Raw genomic sequence first — 25,695 nt, 5'->3', positions numbered from 1 at the left:
TTTCTCTACCGTTTTTGTTGTTGAGTTGCATGGTTCCCTGACAAACCAGCGAATCCGCGAAAGCGCGGCTGCAGGTTCTTGTGAAGATCCGCGACGTCGTGCGTGCCCTTGATGCTGAGCACGAATTGCGCCTCGACATCTCCCTTCACACTGCCGTGGATGACCGTGTACGGCCCATCCGACCGATGCTCATAGGTGACGACCCAGCGAGCTTCACTGCTTGCGAAGCCCATGGACTCCAGCAGATCCGCATTGCGCTCGTAGCTCTGGAGCAATGAAATATGCGAGGTGATCGCCTGATTGCTCACTGCGGTCAGGCGCAGCGTTATCAACTCGGCGGCGACCACGATGATCGCCATGGTGAGTGCAGCAATGATCAAGGCGGGTTCGTCATGGAAGGCATAAACCGCGATGAGAAAGAGAGGCAGCCAGGGTAAATCGAACAGGGCGATCGGCCCTTGACGGCCGGGCACCCTGCATGCTGCACCCTCGTTTCGCGCATTCTCACTCGTGTTACGTGCCAGGCTGTTTATGAGGCTCATGATCATCACCGCGCTATTGCTGCATGTTTGGGGCGAGCCGGCAGTGCCGGCTCGCCCCGTTCGGATTACAGATTGAAATCCGTGCTGGTGAGGTTGTGGTTACCCTTGATGCTGAGGCGCAGCTCTGCCCCACTATCCCCATCGACGCTGCCTTGGACGATCGTGTAGTCGCCGTCTTCGCGGGTTTCATGCGTGACGACCAGTTGCGCGGCGCCACTCAGTGTCGAAGCTGCAACCAGCGTGAAGGACTGGTTTCCGCCCGAACCGTTATTGGCGTCGATACCGCTGAGGTCGATCTTGTCTCCCGGCTGGAAGCCCGCGATCGTATCCCCATCCGCGTCCCCTTCGGAAAGGAAGCGGAACGTATCATTGCCGGCACCGCCATCGATGATATTGACTGCTTTACTCGCCGTGATCGTATCTGCACCCGATCCGGTCACGACATTCTCGACGTTCCATAGCGTGTCACTTCCCGATTGACTGCTCGATGCGCTTCCTCGGCCCGAGAACCCGGTTCCGAGATCGACGGTGAGACTTGCGGTGATTGCAGCCATGTCGAGCGTGTCATTGCCGGCATCGCCATAGTAGCTGTCGGTACCGTCGCTGGCTTCAGCCACGAACGTGTCGTTGCCAGCCCCGCCATAGGCCGTGTCATTACCCGTACCGGCATTGATCAGGTCATTTCCTGCATCGCCAAAGAGGCGATCTGACCCGGCATCACCGTAGAGCATGTCATTTCCGTCGCCGCCGAGGACATCGTCATTACCGGCACCACCGAAGGCCATATCGTTGCCGCCTTCAGCGCTGAGGAAGTCATCCCCGTCATCGCCGCGCATGACATCCGCTCCAGCGCCACCCAAAGCAGTGTCGTTGCCACCAAGAGCGATCATGGTCTCGCCATTGGCTGTGCCCAGCAGAACATCGGCACTGGCAGTACCCACGACGGGTACCCCTGGTGCGTCCGAACCTGTTCCTGGTGCAGGAACATCGTTATCATCCTCCGGGTCCCCGCCGATCTGCGGCATGCCATCGGGGGCAGTAAACGTAATGGTATGTGCGCTGCTGGTTAGTGTGGTGACGCCGCCTTCGATCGTCGCCTCGTAATCGGCGACGGTCGCCCCGTTTGGCAGTTCGATCACGTCCTGGGGTCGGAGGTTACCGACGATCGTGTCGTTACCACCGTTGGACCTGAAGACGATGCGATGAGCCGAATCCAGGGACGAGATATCGATCGTGTCGTCCCCGGCGTTGCCATCGATGGTGATCGTGCTGAAGCTGAGGCTGGTGAACGGGGCATTGAAGTCGCCGATCACCTGGATCGTATCGCCGTTGCTCGTCCCGCCGTCCGGCAGCGTTGTACTGTTGCCGTTGTTGGCCGTCGTATTTAGTGTGTTGACCGTGATCTCTTCGATGTTATCGAGTTCTGCAATCACTGTCGTGGTCAGGCCGACAGTGCGCGTAATGATGATCTCAGTATCGGCTCCGATCACCGCAATGCCAGCCGCAATGGCGGCTGCCCTTGCGTAGATGCGGAACGTCTCGGTTTCAGAGGCCCGCCCGTTCACGATAAAGGTGTCGGCACCGCCTGCCTCGCCATTGACCATGTCGAAGCCATCGGTGTCACCCGTCGCGTTGGCATTCCAGGTAATGGTATCAATGCCCGTGCCGGCGAGGATGACGTCGTTGCCGGTGCCACCGCTGATCGTATCGCCGCCGTCACCGGCATTGATGTTATCGTTGCCACCACCGCCATTGATGGTCGTCCCATTGAGGTCACCGACGATGATTTCGCTGGCGGCGCCGCCGTTGATGGTGCCGACGACCCGGGTGACGTTCACCGTCGTTGTCGGATCGGTCAGCGTCCCATCACTGGCGACATAGTTGAAGCTACCTCCGGGGGTTAACCCATCGGACACGGTTACTGCGGTCGCTCCAAGAGTGGCGGCGTTGAGACCGTTCGGGGTATTCACCGCCGTGATCGTCACCGGAGAACCCTCAGGGTCAGTGTCGTTCGCCAGAAGGGCCGACAGAGCGATGGCGAAGTTCACGTTTGGAGCGACATTGGTGATTACCGTGTCGGTGTTCCCGACCGGCGCATCGTTCGCGGCGATGACGTTGACCGTCGCCGTGGCAACGTTGCTGTTCAACAGGCCGTCATTGACAGTCACCTGGAGAATTCGGGCGGCGGGATTTGGGTTATCCGACGTGCTCGAGTATCGCACCTGCTGGATCGCTGTCCGGTAGTTGGCGATCGAGGTTGTGCCGGTGAGGTTCAGAGTGAGCTGACCGGCGACAGAAGCGTCCACCGACGATGTGATGCCACCTGGGAGCCCGCCCAATACCGACAGGACATCACCTGCGCTGGCATTGGTCAGAACGACGCGGGCCGAAGCCATGGTCGTGCCGTCGTCGGTGATCAGCGTGCCGGCGGCAATTGCGACGCCAAGACCATTTTCATTATAGGTGGTTTGGTAGTTGTTGCCCGGTGTGCCAGGAACTGTCGTGGTCGTGCTTGTCGTCGTCGCAATATTGACGTTGTTGATCCGAACCTCTTCGCCCGCCGTGCTGATCGCCGAGGAAACAAATCGGATGGCCGAGTTCGCCCCCGCTCCCGTGAGGTTCAGGTTAAAACTGCTCGTATCAGCACCATCAAAGCCTCCGGAGTTGTTATCGATCGTTTGCAGTACGACGAAATTTCCGGCTGTAAACGAACCTGATGCTGAGTACTGCACCTGGACCGTCTCGCCACCGTCGATACTGTTACCGTTGTTCAACCGATCATAGTCAAACGACAGGGTCGCCGTCGTCAGGCCGCTGAGATTGACCGTGCGTGCGATCGACGCGCCGTCCGAGGCCGCGCCGCCGAGGAAGCGCAGTTCGTTGGAGTTACCTGCATCAATCTGGATCTGACCAGTCGTGACGCCGCCGCTGTCGCCGGTCTCCACCCAAGGCGTCGCCGCCCAGCCCACGGTGCCATTGCTATTGTTAAGCGCCGCCGTATCGAAGGTATCACGATAAGCCTGAGGTGCGGATACGGTCGTCGTGGTGGTAACATCGCCGTGGAGATCCAGCGTCGGTGCCTGTAGCGAGATGTCCTGATCGGTAAAATCCAGGATCTCGATATTGCGCAGAGTGTCCGTGCCGTCGGTCGCAAGACCGCCGGTATGCGCTACAGTGATGGTTCCATCGGTGTTGAAGTCGATGTCGTACTCTGCCAGTGCGCCGGAGAAAACTGCGCGATCGACATCGCCGGTCCCGTCCGCCGTCTTGATCGTGCGGACGATACCGAGCTGGCCCGGATTAATCGTGCCGGCGAACATGGCGCTGGCGAGCGTTGTCATGCTTTTGTGCAATGCGATTGGGGTCCCGGTGTGCTCGGGATCATTGGCTGCAAATACGCCGATCTGCACGTCGAGCCACTTGTCGCCGTCGATGATATCGTCGCCCATCTGGCCGGTGATAGTGTCGCTGCCGTCACCGCCGAGGATGATGTCGCCGGCGGAGAAGGATGTCACCCCGGCGCCGAGTACCGCCTGGAGCCCGCTGATGAGGGCGATGCCCTCAGCGTCGAGCGCGCTGCCCTGATAGCCTTCCAGCGGGGTCGGGTTGGTAATCGCGTCGAACGGAAGCCGTTCGTCGGCGAGGATATTGGAACCCCGCAGAATGTCGTTGCCGGCAGACCCCGACAGACCTTCCATCGACTGGTACTCGTCGAGAGCCGCGTTGGAGGGGATCGTCGGCGCTTCGTCGAAGATGATTGGGATCGACAGATCGGCGTTGACGCCGGCGGTGCCGACTGCGCTGTCCTTGTACGTCGCCCAGTCGAAGCCGGACATGCCCACCATCTTGCCGCGGCCGGTGCTGCCGACCATGATGTCGTCGCCGCCTTCGCCGATGAACTCATCGAATCCGCCGTCGCCAAGGAACACGTCGTGTCCGTTGATGCCGTCATGGGCGAAGATTTCGTCGAAGTTGTCGCCTGGGGCGCCGTCGAAGGTGCCGGTCTCGATCCAGTCGTTGCCCTCATTGCCGAGGATGCGCTCGGCATTCCGGTTGCCGTAGATGAAGTCGTTGCCTTCGCCGGCGAAAACTTCTGAACCTTCGTCAGTGCCCAGGAAGACAAAGTCCTGCCCTGCACCACCCATCACCAGGTCGAGGCCGGGACCCGCATGGACAACGTCGTTGCCGCTACCGGCCTTGATGTTGTCGTCGCCGCCGGAGTCGACGATGATGTCGTCGCCGTCACCGCCGTTGAGGATGTCGTTGCCGAAGCCGCCATCCATGCGGTCGTTGCCGGCATCGCCGAAGAGGGTGTCGTCACCGATGCCCGCCGTTAGGACGTTGTTGGCAGCGGTACCGCCGAGGACGACGTGCTCGTCGCCATTGTAGCGCAGGTTATTCGGGCTGTTGCGGACAACCAGCTGCGTGAGGATGCCGGATCCGACCGGATCCAGACTGTCGAGGATGCCATCGCCGTTCGAGTCGTTGAACTGCCTGGTCTGATCGACCTCGAGGATGAGGCCCGGCGTCGAGAACACGTCCGAAGGCAGATGCGTCGCGTCGGTATTGCGCATGATCATCGCCGCGAAGGAGTTGTTCTCCATCTCACCGAACAGGTGCAGGCCGTCGAGGCGCTGGAGGTAGTAGAAGCGATCGCCGCTCTGCAGTTTCTCCATCTGGACCTCGAAGACGAAGTTGAACGTCGAGCCCAGCATGCCGCCGAAGGGCATGGTTTCCTCGGCGAGGCCGCCGATCCAGAGATCGATATTCTCGAGCCCGCCGAGGCTGCCCGGAACCTCGCCGGCATAGGGTCCGGTCGCGTTCAGGAAGGCCAGACGGTCGGCCGGGACGATCATGCCGCCGACGGAAACGCCGGTGATGATGGTCAGGGCCGCGTCACGCTTGCCGTCGATCGTCGATTCCGCCGTGATCAGGGCGTGATCGCCGTAGGCCGCGATGAAGTTGATGATCGAGGCCTCGTTCTTCAGGTGGCCGGCGAAATCGACCCAGCTCTCATAGGGTTTGAGCAGGATGTTCTGTTGCGAGGCCTCGTAGAACTCGCGGCGGGCCTCGTTGAGCGACGGCACGCCGGTGTCACGGCCGCGGGCAAGGTTGATGGTGGCGAGATCGAGGGGCAGGCCCAGCAGGTTGTTGCGGAGCGCGCTGGTCACGAACTCGTCGATCTGGTTGCCTGCCTGACGCGTCATGCCGCGGATGATGGCGCCGGCCGCGATGTCAGCGTCGACAGTCGCGACTCCGCCGTTGTTTTGGAACTGCAGCGGGTTGAGGAAGCCTTCGATCAGGCTGATCTGATCGGGCGTCATCGTCGGATCGAACCGGTCGATCGTCTCGGTCAGCATCGAATGGCCGAAGCGGTACACAACGTGGGCGAACTCGGCGACGATCGAGGCGTCGATGGTGACGTCATAGCCGTCCGGAACGAGGAAGGTGTTGATCGCCGGCTGGATCTTGCGGGCAAATTCCTCGAAGACAAGGTGCTGGTACTGCATCTCGGTGCCGAACTTGGCCGCCTGGAACAGGCGTTCGCCATCCCAGACCAAGCCCGCCGGGCCGGCCGGAACGGTGGCTACGTCGTTGATGAGCCATTCGTTCAGGAACGCCACGGCCTCCGCCTCGGATGAACCGTTTGCCAGCATCGCCTGAGCATCGGCCAGGGTGACCGCCTTGGTGTGCTCGACCAGCCGGTTGTGCTCGGAGTGGAACACGTGGTGAACCGCGGTCAGGCCGATGTTTTCATTCACCCGGCCGTCGCCGGCGATGAAGTGGGCGTCGAGCAGTTCGTTGTCATAGAAGCCGTCGGTCGACAGACCGCCGTTTTCGAGGCCGATCGTGATGTCGCCATCCTCAAGGCCGTCCGGGACCGCGGTGTGTGCGATGTCGGCCAGGAAGGCGTGGCCGGTCTGGATGGCGCCCACGATCGAGATGCCCAGCCCGCCATTGGCGGCCGGATTACCTTCGACGAGGACCGGCGGATCACCGGGGTTAGCGCCAGGGAAGACCACCTGCGGGAAGCCGTTCGCGCCGGGAATGAAGTTACCGTACTCGTCGGTGGCCAGTAGCGGAACGTTGCCCACGTCCTGGTCGCGGAGCCAGATGCCCAAGAGATCGCTGGCCTGGGTCTTCAGGTCGGCCCAGGTGGCCATGCCGCTGTTGCTACCTTCGATCAGCCTGCCGGTGTTGACCGGATCGCCAGCGCCATTGAACTCGTAGTCGCGTAGGAAGACCTGGTGCGAGGCGTGCGAGGCATAGGTCTGGTTCTGGTCGACAAAAGAGGTCGTCGTGTTTACCGGACCGTCCGGTCCGAGGGTCGCCCGCGTCAGCACCATGAAGTTGGTGGTGCCGCCCGGGACGTACAGCGGATCATCCGGCATCAGCGGAATGAAAACGGTACCGGCGCCGCCCTTGGCGACAAGGTCGAGGCCGTGGTCGAAGAACTGGCCGAACAGGGTGAACCACGAGTTGAACGGCGCCGAGAGGCCCTCGTCGGGAGCGACGTTCGTGATCTGGATGTTTTCGCCCTCCAGCACGATGCCGTTGGTCGTCAACAGCGTGTCGAGCGGCCCGCGAACGGCATCCAGTGCGGCGGTGGCGGCGTTAAAGGTCGCGAGCGCGTCAGCGGCCGCCTGCTGGGCGACCGGATCACCGGGGTTGGCCGCCGCGGTCGTTGCGGCGTTGAAATAGGCGACCCGCGACTGGCTGACAGCCAGGAACTCGGCCTCGATCGCCTCATATGCGACGGTAATGGTCCCGAGGACCGTCATCTCGTCGGCCGGGTCGACCAGGCCGCCGCGTTGCAGCCCGGTCAGGATAGCAGACGGATTGCCGAGGGTCTGGTCGACAATCAGGTTGCTGATCGTGCGGACATAGGGGTCGAAGACATCGCCGGGATCGGCAGGTCCTGGCCCGTCGTTGTCGACGCCCGGCTGGTAGCTGACCGGCATCGGTCCCATACCGCCGGGGCCGTCAGGGTCGACCATGATCGTCCGGTATTCCGGGGTCAGCAGGGTCGGGAACGGATTATCCGAAGCGCCGGTTTCGGACTGCCCCGGGAGAAGGTTGTTATAGGTGCCGTCGACCGTGCGCAGGCCCCAGGACAGGTTGTAGCTGGGGATCAGGCCGCCGGGTCCGTAAAGTGGCTGACCGCCGGCATGCGCCTCCGAGATCTTGATTTGCGCCAGGATGAAATCGAGATCAGAACGAATATAGGTTACCATTTTTACTCTCCCGTTGGTCCCACACAAGAATTGCCGCTTGGGACAATAGATTCACGAAACGCCGATACGCTCTGGCGCAATTTACTTGACTCCGTAACTTGGTTTCTCTTGACCACACCCAGTACAAAGGGTCACACTGCCAAGAAGAACTTCGGCACGAGTTTCGATGCTGGAATAATGTGGGCGGGGGAACAAACTTGATAGTTCGGAAGGTCCAGTCACTTGCAAAGACTTTCGTCAAAGAAAGGACGGGACTTTGGGCCCAAAGGACAACGTGACTTCCGACCCAAAGCAAGGAGACGGTCTTTCGGGATTTCGTCCGGAATCCCGCTACTGGCAGGGACTTGGACTGACATCGCAATTTCTCGTTGTTGCCGCGCTCATCGTGTGCGGATCAATGGCAATTCTCGGGGAGTGGCTAAATTTACAGATCGCGTCCGGCCAACTTCGCAGCCGGGCCGAATCCGGCGCGCTCTATATGGAGGGGTATCTGGCTCGCCATATCGAGGAGACGCCTGATGGGCCTCAGGTCCCTGCTGACCGGCAGAAGGAGCTTGATGAGCTTTTGATCGGTACGGATCTCGCCAAGCGCGTCGAGGGTTTCAGAATCTGGCGTCGCGACGGGACAGCTATCTACAGCACCGACAAATCCCTGATGGGCAAGAAACTTCCCTCGCACGACATTGAACAAGCCTTTGCCGGTGCAGTCATTGCACAGCTGGAGGAAAGACATGATGACGACGCAGAAGCACCGCAAGAAAGCGAGCGGCCGCTTATTGAAATCTATGCCCCAATTTATCGTACAGGTACTCGCGAAGTGATCGCCGTTGGCGAACTCTACGAGGAGGCCGGAGAGTTCGTCGCCCAGCGGGACCGGGCCCAGCGTAACACCTGGGCTATTGTCGGAGCGACCACCCTTGCAATCATGGGACTGCTCTTCCTCATCGTCCGCCGGGCAAGCAACATCATCGATAGCCAGCGTGCCATATTGAAAACACAACTTGAAAAAGCACAGGCGCTCGCAGAACAGAACAGGAAACTTCGCAAGACTGCCGACAGAGCGCGAATGGATGCGAGCAAATCCAACGAAACCCTGCTCAATCGTATCGGCTCGGATCTGCATGACGGGCCCGTTCAATTGCTTAGTCTGTTGATCTTGCAATTGGGCAAAGGCGGGGTCGATGCCGACCGGAATTCCGGCCAAGCGCAAACATCGAGTGAACTGGACCCGGCGCGCCTGGCGCAACAGGTCCTGTCTGAGCTGCGCGAACTTTCAACCGGGCTGGTACTCCCGGAGATCGAGAACCTGTCGCTTGAGGAGGCCCTGCGTGTTGCCGTCAAACGCCATGAATATGCCACCGGATCGCTCGTCGATGCGGCCTTCAGCTCCCTCCCCGAGCGTGTTACCCATCCGTTGAAGATCTGCCTTTACAGAATGGTTCAAGAAGGATTGAACAATACTTTTCGCCATGCGGGGGGCCGCGAACAACGCGTCATGGCTTCTGCAGACGAGAAGACGATCAAGGTCGTTGTAAGCGACGCCGGCCCTGGATCTGGTCAGACGACGGTTCCAACCGGGCGCCGGCATCCTTTGGGGCTTCAGGGTGTTCGCAACCGTGTCGAGGCATTTGGTGGTACGATGCAATTCCAGCATGAGCAGGGCATCGGCGCCCGGCTCATCGTAACAATCCCGCTGGAAAGCAACAGCGCCTAGTGGCGAGAGATCGATTCATTCTCGCCCCGATTATCAACCTCAAGTTTCTGTGCCGCGATCAGGACTTCCAGTCGGTTGCGCGCGTGCAGTTTTTGCATGAGGATTGTCATGTAGTTCTTGACTGTTTTTTCGCCAATACCTAATCCGACCGAAATCTGGCGGTTCGTATAGCCGCGCAACAACAGACGCACTATCTGTTCTTCGCGCAAGCTGAGCTTGATAGGCGCATTTGCTGCCTTTCGCAGCGAGGCAATTCTCAAGGCTTCGATCACCTTGCAGGCAAAGCCGGGGGTGATGTAGGTTTCGCCGCAATGTGCCGCCCGCACCCCCTGAATAAGTTCTTCAGCACTGCTGCCCTTCAGGACGTAACCACTCGCTCCGGCATTGAGCGCGCGCACCGCATAATCGCTTCCCGTCATCGCAGTAAAGGCTACTACTTTCGAGCCCCGCGACGTCCTGACGATTTCTGAAATGACGTCAAAGACATTGCCGGGCATGAACAGGTCAAGGACCATGACGTTCGGGAAAAAATCTCGATTGATTTGCAGCGCCTCGTCAGCCGTGGTCCCTTTGGCAACGACAACAAAGTCGTCATTGCGTTCGAACAAACTGACCACACCCGACAGCATTAATGGGTGGTCATCTACTAACGCGATTGAAATCGGACTCATTCATTACGCCTCCCCCATGCCTTTCCGGCTTTTTCGCTATTAGGCACATACATTGCATAAATTACTACTAGCCACTTGAAGCGTCCTAATAATCAATTGGGATTAGGCGATTGTACGGCTTTCGGGTTGGGGGTGCTGTCGAAATGATCCCGGGTAAATTTCAATGCGTTTCCGCTGCAAGATAGCACTTGCTATAATATGGATGCGATGCTTTAATTCATTTAAATTGCTAACCAAGCACTGATCAAGTTGGCTGGTGCGGAAGCAATCATCACACCAGTGAACGCGCAAAAAACGAGGATCGACGATGGGAACTGGTGGAGAACGTTTTTTCAGAGCCAAAGAGCTCTTTTGGATCGTGTCAGTCTTCGTCGCGTTAGCGTTGTTCGCCTGGTTTTTCATCGCGGAATAGCCTCCAACCTGCGCTTGGGGAGCGATTGCTTTGGTTTCTGGAAGCACCAGAGTCTCAAGTAACCGTCGCAGTCTCTGATGCGCTTGTCACGAGGATGGTCGCCCTGTTGATTTCAGGCGAGTGCTTCTGCCATGGCTTTCCACTCTGCCATGGCATTCAGGCGGTGGAGATAAATCTGGCATGCCGAACGTCGTGAGTGGGGTGGAACGAAGAGGTTGCGGACGGTAGAGAAGATCGAGATAAACCGCTGCAAGCTTCCCGATGATCGGAAACCCTGCATCACTCGCTCCCATTTTCGCAACGGCAGGTGAGAATTCTCCGCCCGATTGTTTAACCCTTTGTGCGAGCGATGCTCAACGTTGGCCATGACCTGGCGTCTGGCGGCTCCGTAGGAGCGCAACTTGTCGGTGATCATTCGCTTCGGCAGGATACCTTGCTTCCGCATAAGCCGTGTCAGCAACCGCCGTGCAGCCTTGGTGTTGCGCCGGTTTTGAACGATTTCGTCGAGAACATATCCATCCTGATCCACGGCACGCCAGAGCCAGTGTCTTTTACCATTGATGCTGACGGCGGCTTCGTCCAGATACCAGATATCTTGTGATGATGGAGGCTTTCTTCGAATCCGGCGAGCATATTCCGACCCGAACTTTCGTGTCCACTGCCGGACCGTCTCATACGACACCCTGATCCCACGCTCGAGCAGCAATTCCTCGATATGCCGCAGGCTCAAGGGAAACCGGTAGTACAGCCACACCGCATGAGCAATGATTGAAGCAGGAAATCGATGGCGCTTGTAGCGAATGGAAGGAACATTCATCCTGCGGCGATTACATCCCAAATCGATGACGAAACGTTAACCTGACATCACGCAAAAAACACCTCCTTATGCTCAGCAAAGCTAAGATTTGGATACACATACGAAATCGAGCTGAAAAGCGCAGTGATCCACCCAAATCGTGCTCGTGCAGCGATTTCGTCGAACTTATCCAATTGATATGGAATATTGATTATGGCTCAAACTTCAGCGCCGTGGGGTTGCTGGTTGCGAAAGATTAGGCGGACTAGGGAATTATTGCGCATGTGAGATGGACGATAATCAGGACCAACTCAGATCATATTCTCAACCACACTGCAGGTATAATGTGTTATATATGACAAGTTATCATGTTTTATCGTGCATATCTGGAAATTAAAAAGCGAGCGCTATCTCAGTCTGGTCGTTTACGAAGGCGGCTTCATATTCGCGCGCCAGCGTACCGGAAACGCCCACCTCGCGAAGAGCATCTCGCCATTCCCCGGAAATGCGTTGCGCCGTCTCGCGGATCATCTGACGCGCATCCGTCTCGGCGATTTCAAAGAACTCGCAGGCTTCGAAGGCCAGACGGATCGACCGGTCATGCGCGCCGCCCTCAAGGATCGCCGATTCGAGATGCGGATTGCGATCAGGTGCGGGGTTCACATCGAAAACCGGAGACAATCGCCAGCGACCGGCCCCCACATAAAGGAAACCGTGATTCTTCAGATGATCATCCTTGTTTGACACGAGGATCGTGAAGATCAGGCGCAGAAAGAGTTCGCGGAAATCTCCCTGTGGATCGGCGGCGTTTGCCCGCATGAAGTCGACGATCTCCGTATAGGAACCGAGCTCGGTTCCTGTCTTCCCCAAAGCGGTGCGGGCCGAGATATAGGGAATACGTGCGGTCCCGCGCCGGTCGAACCGCTGGACCAGAGCCACTGGAAACGGTGTATCGGCCAGTTCCAGCCTGACCTCCGGCGTGCGGATCCCGCAGGCCCGGGCGAGGCGGAGCGTTGCCACCTCGACGCATTCGATTGGCTGCTGGTCGTGGACCGAGGTGAATTTGGCAAGCCAGAGCGTCTCGCCGTCCCGGACATTGGCCTTGGGACGTGCGCCGCCGGAACCGCCAGCGCCGGCGAGCGCCTGCATGTCCTCGGGGGATATCTCCTTGCCCTGCTCATAGGCGCGGGCGATGGCGGTGATGGCCTCCAGATCGACCAGACGCGGTACGGCGTCGGCCGCGCCACCCCGGATGATTTCTCCGCTGTCGTCCAGAAACCGCAGCGCCCCCTGCCGGCAGGTATCATCGGAAAGCGTCAGATACTCGAATTCGGAAAGGCCGTTGCCATAGGCGCGTTCGAGAAGCCTGCGGCCCCAGCTGTCTGGCGCGGCGTCGGCGAAGACGCCCGCCAGTGCGTCGCGTATGTTTGCGGATTGGCCGGATGTGTGAAATGGCCCAGCTTGAAGGGGAAAGGTCGGCTGCACGGCAAAGGCGCGGGGATTCTCGATCCAGGCGGGGTCATAGGCGAAGGTCGAGAACTGCCGCGGCCCGGCCTGCGTGAAACGCAGTTGACCAACAGGTGTCAGGCTCTCGCCGAGAACGACATGGGCGTTGAAGTCGGGCATCAGAATGACGCGCCTTCCGGATCGACGACATCCGGATCATCCTGTGCCGTCTTACCCTTCGCCTTCTGCCTGCGCAGTGTGGTCGCAAAAGACCGTCCGCGACGCGGCTGGCGTTCGGCGGTCAACGCCAGACCCAGATCGTCCTTGCGGATGTCGATCAGGTCGGCCAGTCGGTCGACAAGACCAAGCACGACCAGGATATCGGCGAGCGTGCCGATTCCGACACCAGGATCCCCCTTTTCCAAGCGCGCGACGGTGCTCGGCGACGTGCCCGCACGCACTGCCAGATCGGCCACGGCGATGCCGCGCCGCAAACGAGCACCGCGGACGTCGTGTCCAAGTCTTTCAAGGGCGGACTTTGATTTTGGCGATCCCATAGCAATTATCCAGATACGGTGACTAAAAGTATTTATCACGTCATATATGACCAATTGGTATATTCGACAAGGGCGTCGTGCGACAGAGGTCCTGCCGACGACCCACTCATCGTGAAGCCACTGGCTGCCTAGGGGGCTGCAGAAGCGCATCGCGACGACTCGCGGCCGGTGGAGGATGCGGAAATAGCGAGCCGTCGATTCGACGCTATAGCCCGATACTGAATGCCCCCGCCTTGTGTAACTACATCGGGTCGCGTCGTTTTGCAGCGGTCGTCGAGACAAAAAGAGACATAGATCCAATAAAAGTATCGGGTCGGGCTCAAAGCGAGCTCGCTTCGGAACAGCAAGTTGAGCCTTCAACGTCTAAGGTATCGCGGACATGTGAAGCCTCTTGTCACGAGGTTACTGTGGAGGCTTCAAGAATGTAACCATATGATCGTACGGTTTTTATCGGGCATCGGCGCCGGTCCGTTTGCAGGGATTTTCTCAAACGAGACACGTGAACGTCCACCATTCGCGGATTTGTCTCCTTCCTGTCGTTCCAGATTAGATCCGCCAGTTCTTCCCGGCTGTGGACGCAGTTGGGATATTGCAGCAAATGACGAAGCAGGCGAAATCCGATAGGGGTCAGGTCGAGCCTGCGCCCTTTGAATGTTCCGTAATGCGCTTCGAAATTGATCTCAAGATCACCTTGGCGCAGAATTTTTTCTTTAGTGTGCGGCAATTGGGCCGATGATCGATCTTGAATGCCTGACGTGGCCCTACGCAGAAAATGCAACAGCTTATCTGGTCCGAGCGGCCGGACGAACCCATCGTCGACGCCTGCATTTATCAATCTTACAAATTGATCGGCCTTCTGAGGGCTTATGAGCGCCGCAATCGGAATACCCCTGGTTGCATCATCGGATTTGATCTGCCCGCACAGTTCGATGGCGTCAAAGTTGCCGGCAGAACAGTCAACGACGATCGCTTGCGGCGTGTTTTCGGTCAAGACGTCGTTGATCTCGGACAATGCAGCAATGAGGATGGTTGCATAGCCTTCTGCTTCGAGGATGTGTCTCAAAAGCAGATACAGCTCAGGATCGTCTGAACAAAATGCGATCGTTGGTTTCATCTGGATGCGCCTTTCGGTCAGCTTGCCCCCTTACCCTGGTTCCAATTCGACCGCGGCGGGGGTCGATCGTAGCGGCCTGACCAGTGGTCAAACTCGGCAGAGCTCGCATGGGATGTCACCACGCCGCATCACAACAGTTTGACAAGGTCGTTTGCTAAAGTGGATTGCCTCCGCTTGTTTCTAATCTTCTGCCCGCCGTCTAAGGGGCAACAAATTCGCCGCCATTGATATCGATCGTTGCGCCATTGATGAAACCCGAGGACTCGCCCACGAGAAATGCGACGAGCGCTGCCACCTCCTCAGGTTTGCCAAAACGGCGCGACGGGATACGCTCAATAGCGGCCAGATTGGACGGGCTGTTCGCCGACCCCGACATACCGGTGATTATCCGCCCCGGGGCCACGAGATTGACCGTAATGCCATGACTGGAATAGGGCTCGATCAATGCTCGCGCCAAACCTGACAAAGCCGCTTTCGAGGCAACATAACTTGTTCCTGCAATCTTCGGGCGGCCCCGCGCTGCCACGGAGCCGACGAGCACAATACGGCCAAACCCGCCTTCAACCATGCCTTGCACCACAGCCTGGCAGCACAGCATTGCACCGGTCAGGTTTATCGAGATCACCTCGTTCCACTCGTCAAGGCCAATACCGGTAAAAGGTACAGCGCCATTTATACCCTTTGGGGATATACCCGCATTGCAAACGAGGATCGTGGGCGCGGTCCATATAGCCGTCAGTTCACCAAAAAAAGCTGTGATCGCCTGGTGATTTGCAATATCTGCGGTGCGGGCAAAAATGTTCTCCGATCCAAATTCCTCGGCGAGCGTCGCCTCGGCCGCCAGGACATGATCCCGGCTCTGACTGAAAACCGCAACCCGATACCCTGAGCGCAAAAGGAACCTTGCGATTTCAAGGCCGATCCCGGTCGTTCCCCCCGTCACCACGGCGACACGCGCAAGTTCGCCCGTCATCACGCAGCCTCGTCCATGCGCGCAAACAGGGAAAGCGGCGGATGGGCTGCCGGATCTGTCATAATCTCGAGCAACAGCGCGGTTTGATCCTGCAATGCGCGGCCTAGATGCTCGGCGAGATCGAGCGGATCACTGATGCGTACGGACGGGCAACCGCACGCCTCGGCGATGAGACTGTGGTCGACATTACCGAGATGACACGCGGTGGTGTACTTGCCGAACTTGACCGTCTCTGCGTCTTTTTGAAAACCAAGAATGCCATTATTGAGTACGACAATGGTGACAGGCAGATGCGACCGCACCATGGTTTCGAGTTCGGCCCAGCAATGGGCAAAACCACCATCGCCGACGATGCAAACCACTGGATCGTTTGGCCGCGCTGCCTTAGCGCCGAGAGCCAGCGGCAAACCCCAGCCGAGACCAGCCAAACCGCGCGGCGTCACGAACCGCATGCCCGGCGCTAGGGACCGCAATTGCCCCGCAACCCACATTGACGAATAGCTTGCGTCCGCAACGACAATTGTCTGCGGCGTGAGCAATGCCTGCAACTCCGTCATGACCCGTTCCGGCCTCATGGGGGACGTTGAGGAAAGGGCCTGCGCGCGGTTGTCGGTCTCAAATCTCTCCCAGCAAGATGCGATGCGGTTGATAACACTCTGGCGCGACAGCGAACGCAAATTCAAATCACTGTTGAGCAGGAAGCTCCGAAGTATTGTCAATGTTTCCCGCATGTCCCCCTGAAGACGCAAGCACTCGTATGTTCGTCCGATTTCGGCGGGGTCGATATCGATATGAATGATTTTCGTGCCCATAGATAATTGACGCCAACTGTCGGTACCGTTCTGGTTCGTTCGCGTGCCGGCGAGGACGACGACGTCAGCCTCCGCAACCATTGCAGCGGTATGGCGACCAAGGGAACCCGGACCGACCAGAGAACCAAGAACACCACCCGACAAGGGATGATGCTCGTCGACCGCCCCCTTGCCCATATTGGTGGTTAAAACAGGAATGCCGCAGTCCTGCTGGAGGGCAGCAAGCGCCTCTGACGCCCCACTGCAATGGGCGCCGCCTCCGGCAATAATGATGGGCGATCGAGCGCTCGCAATGAGCGATGCCGCTTCTAGCACCAGGGAATCCTGCGGACGTGGGCGGTCAAGCGGCCAAGCGCCGAGTGCAAGCGATCGGACAAAGGCAGGGCGCGGCGCGGTCTCCCGCAAAAGATCAGCGGGCAGAAGAAGCGCTGCCGGACCCGGCCGCCCTGATCCGGCAGCGGTGAAGGCAGCGTCGATATAATCCTCGATCCTCTCGGCAACAACGACCCTGCGAACCCATTTCGTACAGCTTTGGAAAAGTGCAAGATGGTCGAGTTCCTGAAAGGCGTTCCGATCCGTCTGATCGCGTTCGACATCCTGAACAAGCGCGAGAACGGGAATGCTTGCCTTCAGGGCCTCGGCGAGCGGTGGCACGAGCAAGGCAGCTGCCGGACCGTTTTGAGCCGCGACAACGCCAATCTTGCCCGAGCAGCGCGCATAGCCATCAGCCATGGCGCCGCCCATGTTTTCCTGACGATACGCGACCTGGCGGATACCGATCGCTTCTGCTGCGAGGATCACAGCCGACGGCAGGCTTTGCGCAAAAATATGGGTGACGCCGTGGCGTTGAAGCGCGAGCGCAACTCGGCTCGCAACAGTTTGCTGAACATTAGTATCCATTATCGTTCCTTGGGTTGAGGTCAAAGGACATCAAGGAATTCGTCGAATGTATCGACGATTTTCTCGATGTCGCCCTGTGTCATAGCGGTCGAAAGACAGGCCGCTGCTGCGTTGGGCAGGAGAATTGCGCGTTCGTGGAAAAACGCAGTCAGGCGCTGCATTGTGGCCGCGCCCTCCGCGCTGAGGTATGCTTGACGAAAATCAACAGGGATTGTTGGTCTTGGATGTATGCGGAAAAGAGAAGCTTCGCCGCTGATGCAAAACGCAGCGTTGCGGCGCGTGATCGCCGCACGCATTCCTTGCCGCAGCTGTTCGCCAAACCCATCAAGCTCTTCGAACTTGGCCCGGGTCATGGCCTCCATTGCCACGCGGCCCGCGATCATGGAAATGGGATTGGCGGAAAAAGTGCCGCCCTGCGGAAGCGCGGGCCTGCCATGGAGCGAGCTAAACACGGTCATGATCTCTTTGCGACCCGCGATGGCTCCAATGGGAAAGCCACCGCCGATGATTTTCCCCAGAGCAATGAGATCTGGTGCCAGGCCATGGCGGGCACAAGCGCCCTCAAAACCCTGCCGCAGATTGAGCACTTCATCGGCGACAATGAGAATGTCAAACTTTCTGGCCACGCGCATCAGCATCTCCAGAAACCCGGGATCCGGATGCAGTAATCCTGCCCTGCTTGGCATGGGATCGATCAAAATGCAGCCGAGCCTGTCAGCGGCCGCACTTATGGCGCTTTCGGCGCCGGCAACATCGTTGAAACGGCAAATCACCACGTCATCGCCCACCGATTTTGGCGTGCCCCTGTAGGCCGGTCTTGCCGATGGCCTGTGGGCGGGGCCCCAGGTGGCAGGCGCGTTGCCCTGCCCGGCTTCGGCCCAGTCGTAAGCACCGTGATATGCACCCTCGATGCGCGCGACGCCGGGCCTCCCGGTAAATGCCCTTGCCGCTTTGATGGCGAACATCACCGCCTCGGTCCCGCTGTTGACGAACCTTATGCGCTCGGCTGCGGGAATGCGGCCTGTCAAAAGCTCGGCCAGCGCAATCTCGCTGTCGGTCGGATTGGCAAAACAGGTGCCACCGGCAAGTGCCGCCGTAACAGCCTTTACCACCGGAACGAATCCATGACCGTGAATGAGGGTCGTGAAATTGTTGTTTAGGTCAAGAAAACGCCGGCCGTCGACATCGATGAGATAGGCCCCATCGCCGCGCGCAACGTAAGTGGGTTGGGGTCGTGCTTCCACGGTGACTCGCGTCGTGCCGTCGGGGAACACACGTCGTGCGCGCTTATAGAACCGCTTCGACACGGAACAATCGCGCATCCGCTCTGCCTGCAATGCATCATCTCTAAACATCCACTGTCATCCCGGGTTACGGCGCATAGTTGCGCGATGCCATTTTGTTGCAACAAAAAGCATGGAAATAACAATGATGCAACAAAAATGTCGCGAAATATCGAGATTTAGCGGGCGGGAGCGCTTTGCGCAGCCTTTTTCAAGCGGCGAAATCCATCGCGAATATCGCTTTCGATCGCCGCGCGCAGGCTCGAACCATCGCGTTCGCCCATTGCTTCTATCGCCGCGTGGTGGTTATGGACGCCGTATTTCGCCTCGGCGAACTCGGGGTAGAGATTGTTGAACGACGCGCCGATCCTCAGCCAAAGCGGCTCGATGAGGCTCAACAGATGCGGCATTCCTGACAATCGATAAATAAGGAAATGAAACTCCTTGTTATGCCAAAGCGCATCTGTGTAGCGCCCCTCGTCGAGGGCTGCGTTGATGAGCACCTGAATCGTCTCGAGTTCCAGGATAGTTTGCGCTGTGCCATGCATGGCGGCCCGTTCGGCCGCCAAGCCCTCCAGCGCCAGGCGAATCAAGGTGATTTCCTCAAGAGCTCGTGCATCCAGATACGGGACGATTACCGTTTTTGCGCCCGTGTAGACCAGCGCTCCCTCGAGAGCCAGGCGGTTGATGGCATCGCGCGCCGGGGTAGAGCTGACCTGAAGCGCTTGCGCGGCTGCCCGGACCGTCAGCTTGTGCCCAGGCTCAAAGGCGCCCCGGATCAATCGTTCCTTTAGCTTTTCGTAGGCAATGTCGCCAAGACGAACCTGTTGCTTGCCCAGCTCGATCCCTCCGGTTTCAGGCGATGCATTCATTTAATTTTTCCCCGCGTTGACATTGTGAATATTTTGTTGCATCAAAATGAAGAAATGATGCAATGCAAACTTTGTGTGACATCACTGTGTCATATCACTTTCTGAGGGCGGCGTCCTCTTGGCTAGCGGCAAAATCGCCCGAAAAATGCTCGTTGAACGGCGTTTTCGAGGCGATTGCGCGGGAAAAACGCCGACCAAGTCCAAATTGGGCCGTCGGCTCGTACCGGCACCGGCGCTTGTCACAGATGATTGCGCCCATCGCATATTAAGGAAGGAGACAGGAATGATTGGACGGTCGCTGACGCTCAAGGGGCTGAGCAAGCAATACAGGCAAGCGCTGGCGGTCGCCGATGTTTCGTGCCAAATCGAAAGCGGCGAGTTCCTGTCGATCCTCGGCCCATCGGGTTCAGGGAAATCCACACTCTTGACGATGATCGCCGGCTTTGAAGCGCCCAGTGCCGGTTCAGTCGCGATTGGCGATCAAGATGTCACATCCCTTGCACCCAACCGGCGCAACATCGGCATGGTGTTCCAGAAGTATGCCCTTTTTCCCCATATGACGGTTGGGCAGAATGTCGGGTTCGCCCTTCGCATGCGCCGTGTTGCAAAACTTGAGACGTTACAGCGCGTAAAGCGCGCACTGCAGCTCGTTCAACTTGACGGTTTCGAGCAGCGATACCCGAACCAGTTGCCCGGCGGACAGCAGCAACGTGTCGCTCTCGCCCGGGCTCTGGTTTTTGAACCGCCCGTCCTCCTCATGGACGAGCCCCTTGGCGCACTGGACAAGAATCTGCGCGAGGTGATGCAGCTGGAAATCAAGGCGCTTCAGAAAAAGGTCGGCGCAACCGTTGTCTACGTCACGCACGATCAGGACGAGGCCCTGACAATGTCTGACCGCATTGCGGTCATGGCTAAAGGTAAATTGGCTCAAATCGGTACGCCGCTTGAGCTTTACACACAGCCACAGTCGGCCTTTGTCGCCGATTTCATTGGCAAGATGAACTTCGTTGAAGGGGAGTATCTCGGCTGTGAAGACGGTTGCGCAATCATCCGTGTCTCAGACACATCGACGTTCAAAGTCTCTTTGCAAAGCTGCCTAGCCCAGGAACCCTTCCGGGAAGGCGCTCTGGTACGTGTCGCCCTGCGTCCCGAGCGACTGAAATTGGTACGACCCGAGGACGGGGAGAACGCGATTCCCGGCCATGTCGAAGCAAGTATTTTCGTGGGCGCCTTTCGCACGGTTCTGGTTCGGATCGCGACGAGAGGAAATCCGCTCCTGCAGGTCCACGTCGCTGCAACAGAACCGGTGCCATTTGCTCAAATAGGCGAGGCCGTCGCTCTCATCGCCGATTCCGACGCAGCGCAGATTTTTCCGGTCGCTGGGACATGATGGCCATGGCAAAGATCTCACGTCCTGCCGTTAAGAATAGGAGCGCTACGCACCGCGTTTCCCAGTCCGCCGGCCACTATTCGCCCGCGATGGCTTTGGCGCTCTTGTCGCCGCTTCTCGTCCTTTTGCTGCTCGGCTTCATCTTGCCGATTGCCTACTTGGTGCGGCTCAGCCTTTTCAGTCCGCACCTCGATTTTTCCAGCTATCGACGGCTGTTCGAAGAGCCACTCTACTTCGAGGTGATGTTGCGAACGGCAAAAGTTGCACTTGCCGTGATGACGGCGAGTCTGTTGCTGGGTTACCCGATCGCCTATGTGATGGCACGGACCAAGGGGCGCCTCGCATCCGCCGTGACGGCGTGCGTGCTGATCGCGCTCTGGTCACCCGTCCTGGTGCGATCCTATGCCTTTATCGTTCTGTTGCAACGCAACGGCGTCATCAACCGCCTCGTTAAAGAGACCGGGATCACCGAGACTGGCTTCAGGCTTCTTCACACGGAAGGCGCCGTCATGCTCGCCATGACCCATGTGCTCATGCCGTTCATGATCCTGCCGATCTTTGCAGCATTGCGATCGATCCCACTCGATTATGTACAGGCGGCACGCAATCTTGGAGCCGGCCCTGTTACAGCCTTCCTGCGTATGACGTTCCCCTTGAGTTTACCGGGGGTGTTTGCCGGATGCGTCATGTGCTTCATTTTGGCATTAGGGTTTTACGTTACCCCGGCCCTCATCGGCGGCCCCGGCACGTTGATGGCCGCAACGTTGATCGGCCAGCAGGTGACCGTCCTTCTCGACTGGCCCTTTGCCGCAGCGCTCGCGACGATACTTCTGCTACTGACTTTAGTTCTTGTTCTCGTCTTCAGACGCGCATTCGCAACCAACAGGGGGTTTCAAGGTGTCAACTGAACAAATTATCCTGTCGCGGCACGCCCGCCGCAAAGAAACCCTTGTTGCAATACGCCCAAACCGGGCACCCGGTCGTCAAGTAGTGATAACACTGGCTATTGGTTTTATGATCGGGCTTATATTGCTGTTTCTCGTCTTACCCACTTTGATTGTTGTGGGGATTTCGCTCGGGACGGCGTCCTACATAGAATTTCCTCCTGCCGCGTTGAGCTTGCGCTGGTATCAGGCCTATTTCAATGACCCGACATGGATGGCGGCGACATTCTTCAGCCTGAAGATAGCACTAGCGACAACCGCCACGTCGATTGTCGTGGGGACGTTGGCGGCAATCGCGCTGGTGCGTGGGAATCTGCCTGGTAAACACATAATCCAGGCCCTTGTCCTCGGGCCATTGATCATTCCGCACATCGTGTTTGGCGTCGCGCTCTATCTCGTTTTTGCCCCGCTGCGCCTGACAGGCAATTTCGCCGGTTTCCTCGTGGCTCATACGGTGCTCGCCGTTCCCTATGTGGTGATCAGCGTCATGGCAGCGCTGCAGCGTTTTGATGTTTCCCTCGAGCTTGCGGCGCTCAGCTGTGGCGCCAACCGGGCACAGACCTTTTGTTACGTGGTGCTTCCCAACATATTGCCGGCTATTGCTACGGGAGCGGTCTTTGCATTCCTGTCCTCCTTCGACGAGGCGACGGTTGCCTTTTTCCTCTCGGATGTCGGCGGCAAAACCATCAGCAGCAAGATGTTCAAGGATATCGATTTTAATCTGACACCTGTCATTGCCGCCATATCGACGATGCTTGTCGCAGTCTCGTTCCTGCTCATGGGTCTCATCCACCAGGCAAGACACCGTTGAGGGGATCAGAACCGATGCCACTCCCGAAGCCAGTTGAAACGAAAGGATCATGTTGATGAGAACAAGGACACGCGTTGGTTGGCTCAGGCCGAAACTCCTGTGGGGGGTGTTCGCAACACTTTGCCTTATGCCCGGCAACGGTGCGATCGCAACGGGCCAGGTGGTTATTGCAACAACTGGCGGTGCCTATGAACTGGCTTTGCGAGAGGCCTGGTTCGACCCCTTTACCAAGGAGACGGGGATCTCGGTCGTGACCGTTGCCGGGTCAAATACGCAAATGCGCGCCAAGGCAGCGGCGATGGTTCAGGCCGACAATGTGACGTGGGATCTTTATCTGCAGGGCGAAGTTCAGGCGAGTTCCGATCAACACCACCAATCGGCGCAAGATCTAAGCAGCTTCTGCCAGCAATTTTCGGGCCGCAGCGATCTGCCCGTCGATGCATGCACGGCTGCCGGCGTTCGTTTGCTGTCCAATGCCACGCTTTTGGCCTTTCGCAGTGACGCGTTCAAGGGGCGACCTCCTGAAAGCTGGGCCGACATGTGGGACACGGAGCGCTTTCCCGGCGGCCGTTCATTCCCGAATTTCGACGATCCCTGGCGCGTCATGGCCGCAGCGCTCCTCGCCGACGGCGTCCCGCGTCAGTCGCTTTTTCCACTCGACATAGACCGGGCGCTCGCCAAACTCGAGCGCATCCGTCCGTCCGTCTCGCTCTGGTGGAAAAGCGGCGATCAAAGTGTTCAGGGCTTTCGTACCGGCGATTATTCTCTGGGACAAATCTGGCTGACCCGGGCACAGGCATTGAAGAGCGAGGGGCAGCCCATTGCATGGTCCTATAAAGCCTCCTTCCTTGTCGCAGACCGTGTGGCGCTGATCAAGAATGCGCCCAATCAGGATAATGCGCTGAAGCTTCTCGCCTATTGGCTGAATTCGCCGAAGGCACAGGCGAAAGTGTGTGAGGTGCTTTCATGTACCCCGCCGTCTAGCGCTGCCGTGGAATTGATGTCGCCGCAGGCGCGCGCCGCCATGCCAAATTCGAAGGATATCAAGGATTATGTTGTCGTGCCGGATGCCAAATGGATCAATCAGAATGCGGCCAAAATGCTGGAGCGGTGGAATGCCTGGATACAATGAAACCACAGGCAACAGCGGGGAAATCCGGAAAATGCAGGACAGTTCAATGAGCATCTTGGTCGCGCGCCTCTGGCATGAATCAAACGGATTCAATCCAAAAGTGACCATGGGTGGCGATTTCCAGATCTTAAAGGATGAGGCTCTGCTCAAAACCGCTGCGTCGTCGGGCTCGACCCTGTCGGGCATGATCGCGCAGCTGCAGCTGCGCAATGCGCGCGTCATTGCGAGCATATCGGCAATAGCGGCGCCGGGCGGCCCCGTTGATCACGCGTTCTACGAGAAAATCAAGGCAAGGCTCATCGCTGATGCGGTGCTCCACAAGCCCGATGCCATCGCCCTGGAGCTGCATGGCGCGATGGCCACGACACAGCTTGACGACGCGGAAGGTGATCTTCTGACATCTCTGCGCGCCAGCGTGGGCAGCCGAACCCCTATCGGAATCGGCCTCGATCTGCATGCGCACGTGACCCCGGCAATGCTCGAAGCGGTCGATATCTGCATTGCCTGCAAGGAAAACCCGCATTCGGACGTTGTCGAATGCGGCCACAAAGTTGCAGACTGTCTTTTGGCAGTACTTGAGGGCAACTTGCGTCCGGTAATGACGATGGCCAAAGTGCCTATGATCCTTCCCGGGGCGGCAGAAACAGCGTCAGGTCCACTTTTTGAAATCCACGAAGAAGCAAGACGGCTCTCCGACGTGGACGATGCTATTTGGGATATCTCGCTTTTCAACGTCTTCCGCTATGCCGACGACACCGATATCGGTCAGGCTGCCGTGGTACTCACAAATGACAACAGCTTGAGCGGTGAGGTGGCCACGCCGCTTGCGCAAGCGTTCTGGCGTGAGCGCGACCGCTTTAAGGACGATCTGGTTTCCATCGACGAAGCTTTATCGAGGGTGGCAGCAAGGCGTGATCAACGTCCGTTGGTTCTGGCCGATATGGGGGATCGTGTCCTTGCAGGGGCTCCAGGCGACAGCACAGCCATCCTTCAGGCTTCGTTACAAAGAGCGGATGGACTGCGGGGTGCAATCCCTGTTACCGATCCCGAATCCGTCAAGGTCGCGTTCGAAGCGGGCATCGATCAACCGGTTTCGCTTCAAATCGGAGGCAAGATTACTCCGCATTTCCAACCTTTGTCAGTCAGGGGAAGGGTCATTCACCTCAGTGACGGAGATTTTGTCCTTGCTGGCCCGTTTCAAGGGGGTGAACCAAGCGCGTTGGGCCCTACCGCCACCATTCTTGTTGACGAGCGCCTGCATGTGGTCATCACAACGAAACCCGCCTTCAGTCACGATCCGGCGGTCTTCACCAGTCAAGGCGTCGATATCGGCTCGCAGGACTTTATCGTTGTGAAATCCGGCTATCATTTCAAGTTGAATTTTGCCGGACTTGCCATCCCCCTGCTCGTTCGCAGTCCTGGCGTTGGCTATTACACCAAGGGATCGCTCGTCTATCGCAACGCCCGGTTTTGGCCTGAGCACGATATCACAGATCTGACTGTCATGACCCAGGCGTTTCGACGCGACAGATTTCCGTCGCATTAGGCAAATATCTCACCTGGCCTTCCCTTGTGGTGGAGTTCGTAGCGGCGGTACTCAACGCCGCGCTGAATGCTCAGGGCCGTGTAAACGAAACCGAGCTTTTGCAGAACCCGTGAGGATTGCGCATTGGAAGGTCGAACCAAGCCAACCAGTTTTTCCAGCTTGCAGTGTGAAAAAGCAAAATGAGTAATCTGGGTGGCGGCCTCGGTTGCCAGCCCCCTCCCCGAGGCCCGCGTGTTGAAGCAGTATCCGAGTTCGACACTATTGCCATCAAGATTGCGCAGCCCGCAGCGACCGGCAAAACCAAGGTCGCCGCTCAACTGTTTTTCATAGACGATAAAAAAGCCGAAATGATACTCCCGCCACTCGCGCAAATAGAGGTCCAGCCGTTCATCGGATTGTGTTCGCGACAGCGCACTTCCATTCGACGTCAGCCGTACGACCAGCGGATCGCTGTGCAGGTGGTACAATGCAGTGGCATCGGAGGCGTGCACGGGGCGCATATAAAGGCGTTCGGTTTCAATCAGCAAGTTTCCTCCTTTGCGGAA

19 protein-coding genes are annotated in these 25,695 nt (G+C 58.2%); 6 read left to right on the top strand and 13 right to left on the bottom strand.

Annotated features, from left to right (window positions below):
* Positions 1-5: 5 nt before the first annotated feature.
* Together BLM14_RS22570 and BLM14_RS22565 are read right to left on the bottom strand one after the other, a co-directional pair.
* Positions 6-542: a hypothetical protein gene (locus BLM14_RS22570; protein ID WP_133123899.1), complete on the bottom strand. Its 537-nt coding sequence runs from the start codon at positions 540-542 to the stop codon at positions 6-8.
* A gap of 65 nt (positions 543-607) precedes the next feature.
* Entirely contained in the window at positions 608-7,777 is a 7,170-nt protein-coding gene (locus tag BLM14_RS22565) for a peroxidase family protein (protein WP_100002079.1), read from the bottom strand.
* A 274-nt stretch (positions 7,778-8,051) separates the two neighbouring features.
* Here BLM14_RS22565 and BLM14_RS22560 point away from each other — a divergent pair, with 274 nt between their 5' ends.
* Positions 8,052-9,491 (top strand): sensor histidine kinase, encoded by a 1,440-nt coding sequence (locus BLM14_RS22560; RefSeq protein ID WP_133123868.1) that lies wholly within the window; start codon positions 8,052-8,054, stop codon positions 9,489-9,491.
* Here the strand turns inward: BLM14_RS22560 and BLM14_RS22555 are convergent.
* The 10 genes from BLM14_RS22555 to BLM14_RS22515 form a co-directional block, all read right to left on the bottom strand.
* On the bottom strand, positions 9,488-10,162 hold the full coding sequence (locus BLM14_RS22555; protein ID WP_100002077.1) for a response regulator: 675 nt from the start codon (positions 10,160-10,162) through the stop codon (positions 9,488-9,490). The two genes, BLM14_RS22560 and BLM14_RS22555, sit on opposite strands and share 4 nt — an antisense overlap.
* A gap of 102 nt (positions 10,163-10,264) precedes the next feature.
* Positions 10,265-10,621 carry a hypothetical protein gene (locus BLM14_RS31230; protein ID WP_133123867.1) on the bottom strand — a complete coding sequence of 119 codons (357 nt, stop codon included), beginning with the start codon at positions 10,619-10,621 and terminating at the stop codon, positions 10,265-10,267.
* Between the two features lie 65 nt (positions 10,622-10,686).
* Complete coding sequence (locus tag BLM14_RS22550; protein WP_100002076.1) at positions 10,687-11,391, bottom strand: IS6 family transposase; 705 nt, start codon at positions 11,389-11,391, stop codon at positions 10,687-10,689.
* A gap of 372 nt (positions 11,392-11,763) precedes the next feature.
* On the bottom strand, positions 11,764-12,996 hold the full coding sequence (locus BLM14_RS22545) for a type II toxin-antitoxin system HipA family toxin (protein ID WP_100002075.1): 1,233 nt from the start codon (positions 12,994-12,996) through the stop codon (positions 11,764-11,766).
* Entirely contained in the window at positions 12,996-13,373 is a 378-nt protein-coding gene (locus BLM14_RS22540) for a helix-turn-helix domain-containing protein (RefSeq protein WP_100002074.1), read from the bottom strand. Before BLM14_RS22540 ends, BLM14_RS22545 begins: the two co-directional genes overlap by 1 nt.
* 394 nt (positions 13,374-13,767) lie before the next feature.
* Positions 13,768-14,487 (bottom strand): response regulator transcription factor, encoded by a 720-nt coding sequence (locus BLM14_RS22535; protein ID WP_100002073.1) that lies wholly within the window; start codon positions 14,485-14,487, stop codon positions 13,768-13,770.
* A gap of 199 nt (positions 14,488-14,686) precedes the next feature.
* Positions 14,687-15,460: a 3-oxoacyl-ACP reductase FabG gene (gene fabG, locus BLM14_RS22530; RefSeq protein WP_100002072.1), complete on the bottom strand. Its 774-nt coding sequence runs from the start codon at positions 15,458-15,460 to the stop codon at positions 14,687-14,689.
* Positions 15,460-17,172 (bottom strand): acetolactate synthase catalytic subunit, encoded by a 1,713-nt coding sequence (locus BLM14_RS22525; protein ID WP_100002071.1) that lies wholly within the window; start codon positions 17,170-17,172, stop codon positions 15,460-15,462. Before BLM14_RS22525 ends, fabG begins: the two co-directional genes overlap by 1 nt.
* 20 nt (positions 17,173-17,192) lie before the next feature.
* A complete protein-coding gene (locus BLM14_RS22520) occupies positions 17,193-18,527 on the bottom strand; it encodes an aspartate aminotransferase family protein (RefSeq protein ID WP_100002070.1) in 1,335 nt (444 codons plus the stop codon).
* 107 nt (positions 18,528-18,634) lie between these two features.
* The gene (locus BLM14_RS22515; RefSeq protein WP_100002069.1) at positions 18,635-19,327 is read right to left on the bottom strand and encodes a GntR family transcriptional regulator; all 693 of its coding nucleotides are present in this window, start codon (positions 19,325-19,327) and stop codon (positions 18,635-18,637) included.
* A 283-nt stretch (positions 19,328-19,610) separates the two neighbouring features.
* Here BLM14_RS22515 and BLM14_RS22510 point away from each other — a divergent pair, with 283 nt between their 5' ends.
* The 5 genes from BLM14_RS22510 (at position 19,611) to BLM14_RS22490 (ending at position 25,150) form a co-directional block, all read left to right on the top strand.
* A complete protein-coding gene (locus BLM14_RS22510) occupies positions 19,611-20,717 on the top strand; it encodes an ABC transporter ATP-binding protein (RefSeq protein WP_100002068.1) in 1,107 nt (368 codons plus the stop codon).
* A complete protein-coding gene (locus tag BLM14_RS22505) occupies positions 20,717-21,625 on the top strand; it encodes an ABC transporter permease (protein WP_100002067.1) in 909 nt (302 codons plus the stop codon). The genes BLM14_RS22510 and BLM14_RS22505 overlap by 1 nt, the downstream gene beginning before the upstream one ends.
* A gap of 106 nt (positions 21,626-21,731) precedes the next feature.
* Positions 21,732-22,472 (top strand): ABC transporter permease, encoded by a 741-nt coding sequence (locus BLM14_RS22500; RefSeq protein ID WP_100002066.1) that lies wholly within the window; start codon positions 21,732-21,734, stop codon positions 22,470-22,472.
* A gap of 55 nt (positions 22,473-22,527) precedes the next feature.
* Positions 22,528-23,604, top strand: coding sequence for an ABC transporter substrate-binding protein (locus tag BLM14_RS22495; RefSeq protein WP_418314255.1), 1,077 nt, complete (start codon positions 22,528-22,530; stop codon positions 23,602-23,604).
* Between the two features lie 46 nt (positions 23,605-23,650).
* Positions 23,651-25,150, top strand: a complete 1,500-nt coding sequence (locus BLM14_RS22490; protein ID WP_162293223.1) for a M81 family metallopeptidase — start codon at positions 23,651-23,653, stop codon at positions 25,148-25,150.
* Here the strand turns inward: BLM14_RS22490 and BLM14_RS22485 are convergent.
* Positions 25,147-25,677 (bottom strand): GNAT family N-acetyltransferase, encoded by a 531-nt coding sequence (locus tag BLM14_RS22485; RefSeq protein WP_100002063.1) that lies wholly within the window; start codon positions 25,675-25,677, stop codon positions 25,147-25,149. The two genes, BLM14_RS22490 and BLM14_RS22485, sit on opposite strands and share 4 nt — an antisense overlap.
* Positions 25,678-25,695: the final 18 nt, after the last annotated feature.

Origin of the sequence: Phyllobacterium zundukense (assembly GCF_002764115.1) — a bacterium.
GTDB classification, from domain to species: Bacteria; Pseudomonadota; Alphaproteobacteria; order Rhizobiales; family Rhizobiaceae; genus Phyllobacterium; species Phyllobacterium zundukense.
This window is presented reverse-complemented; position numbering and strand designations above follow the sequence as displayed.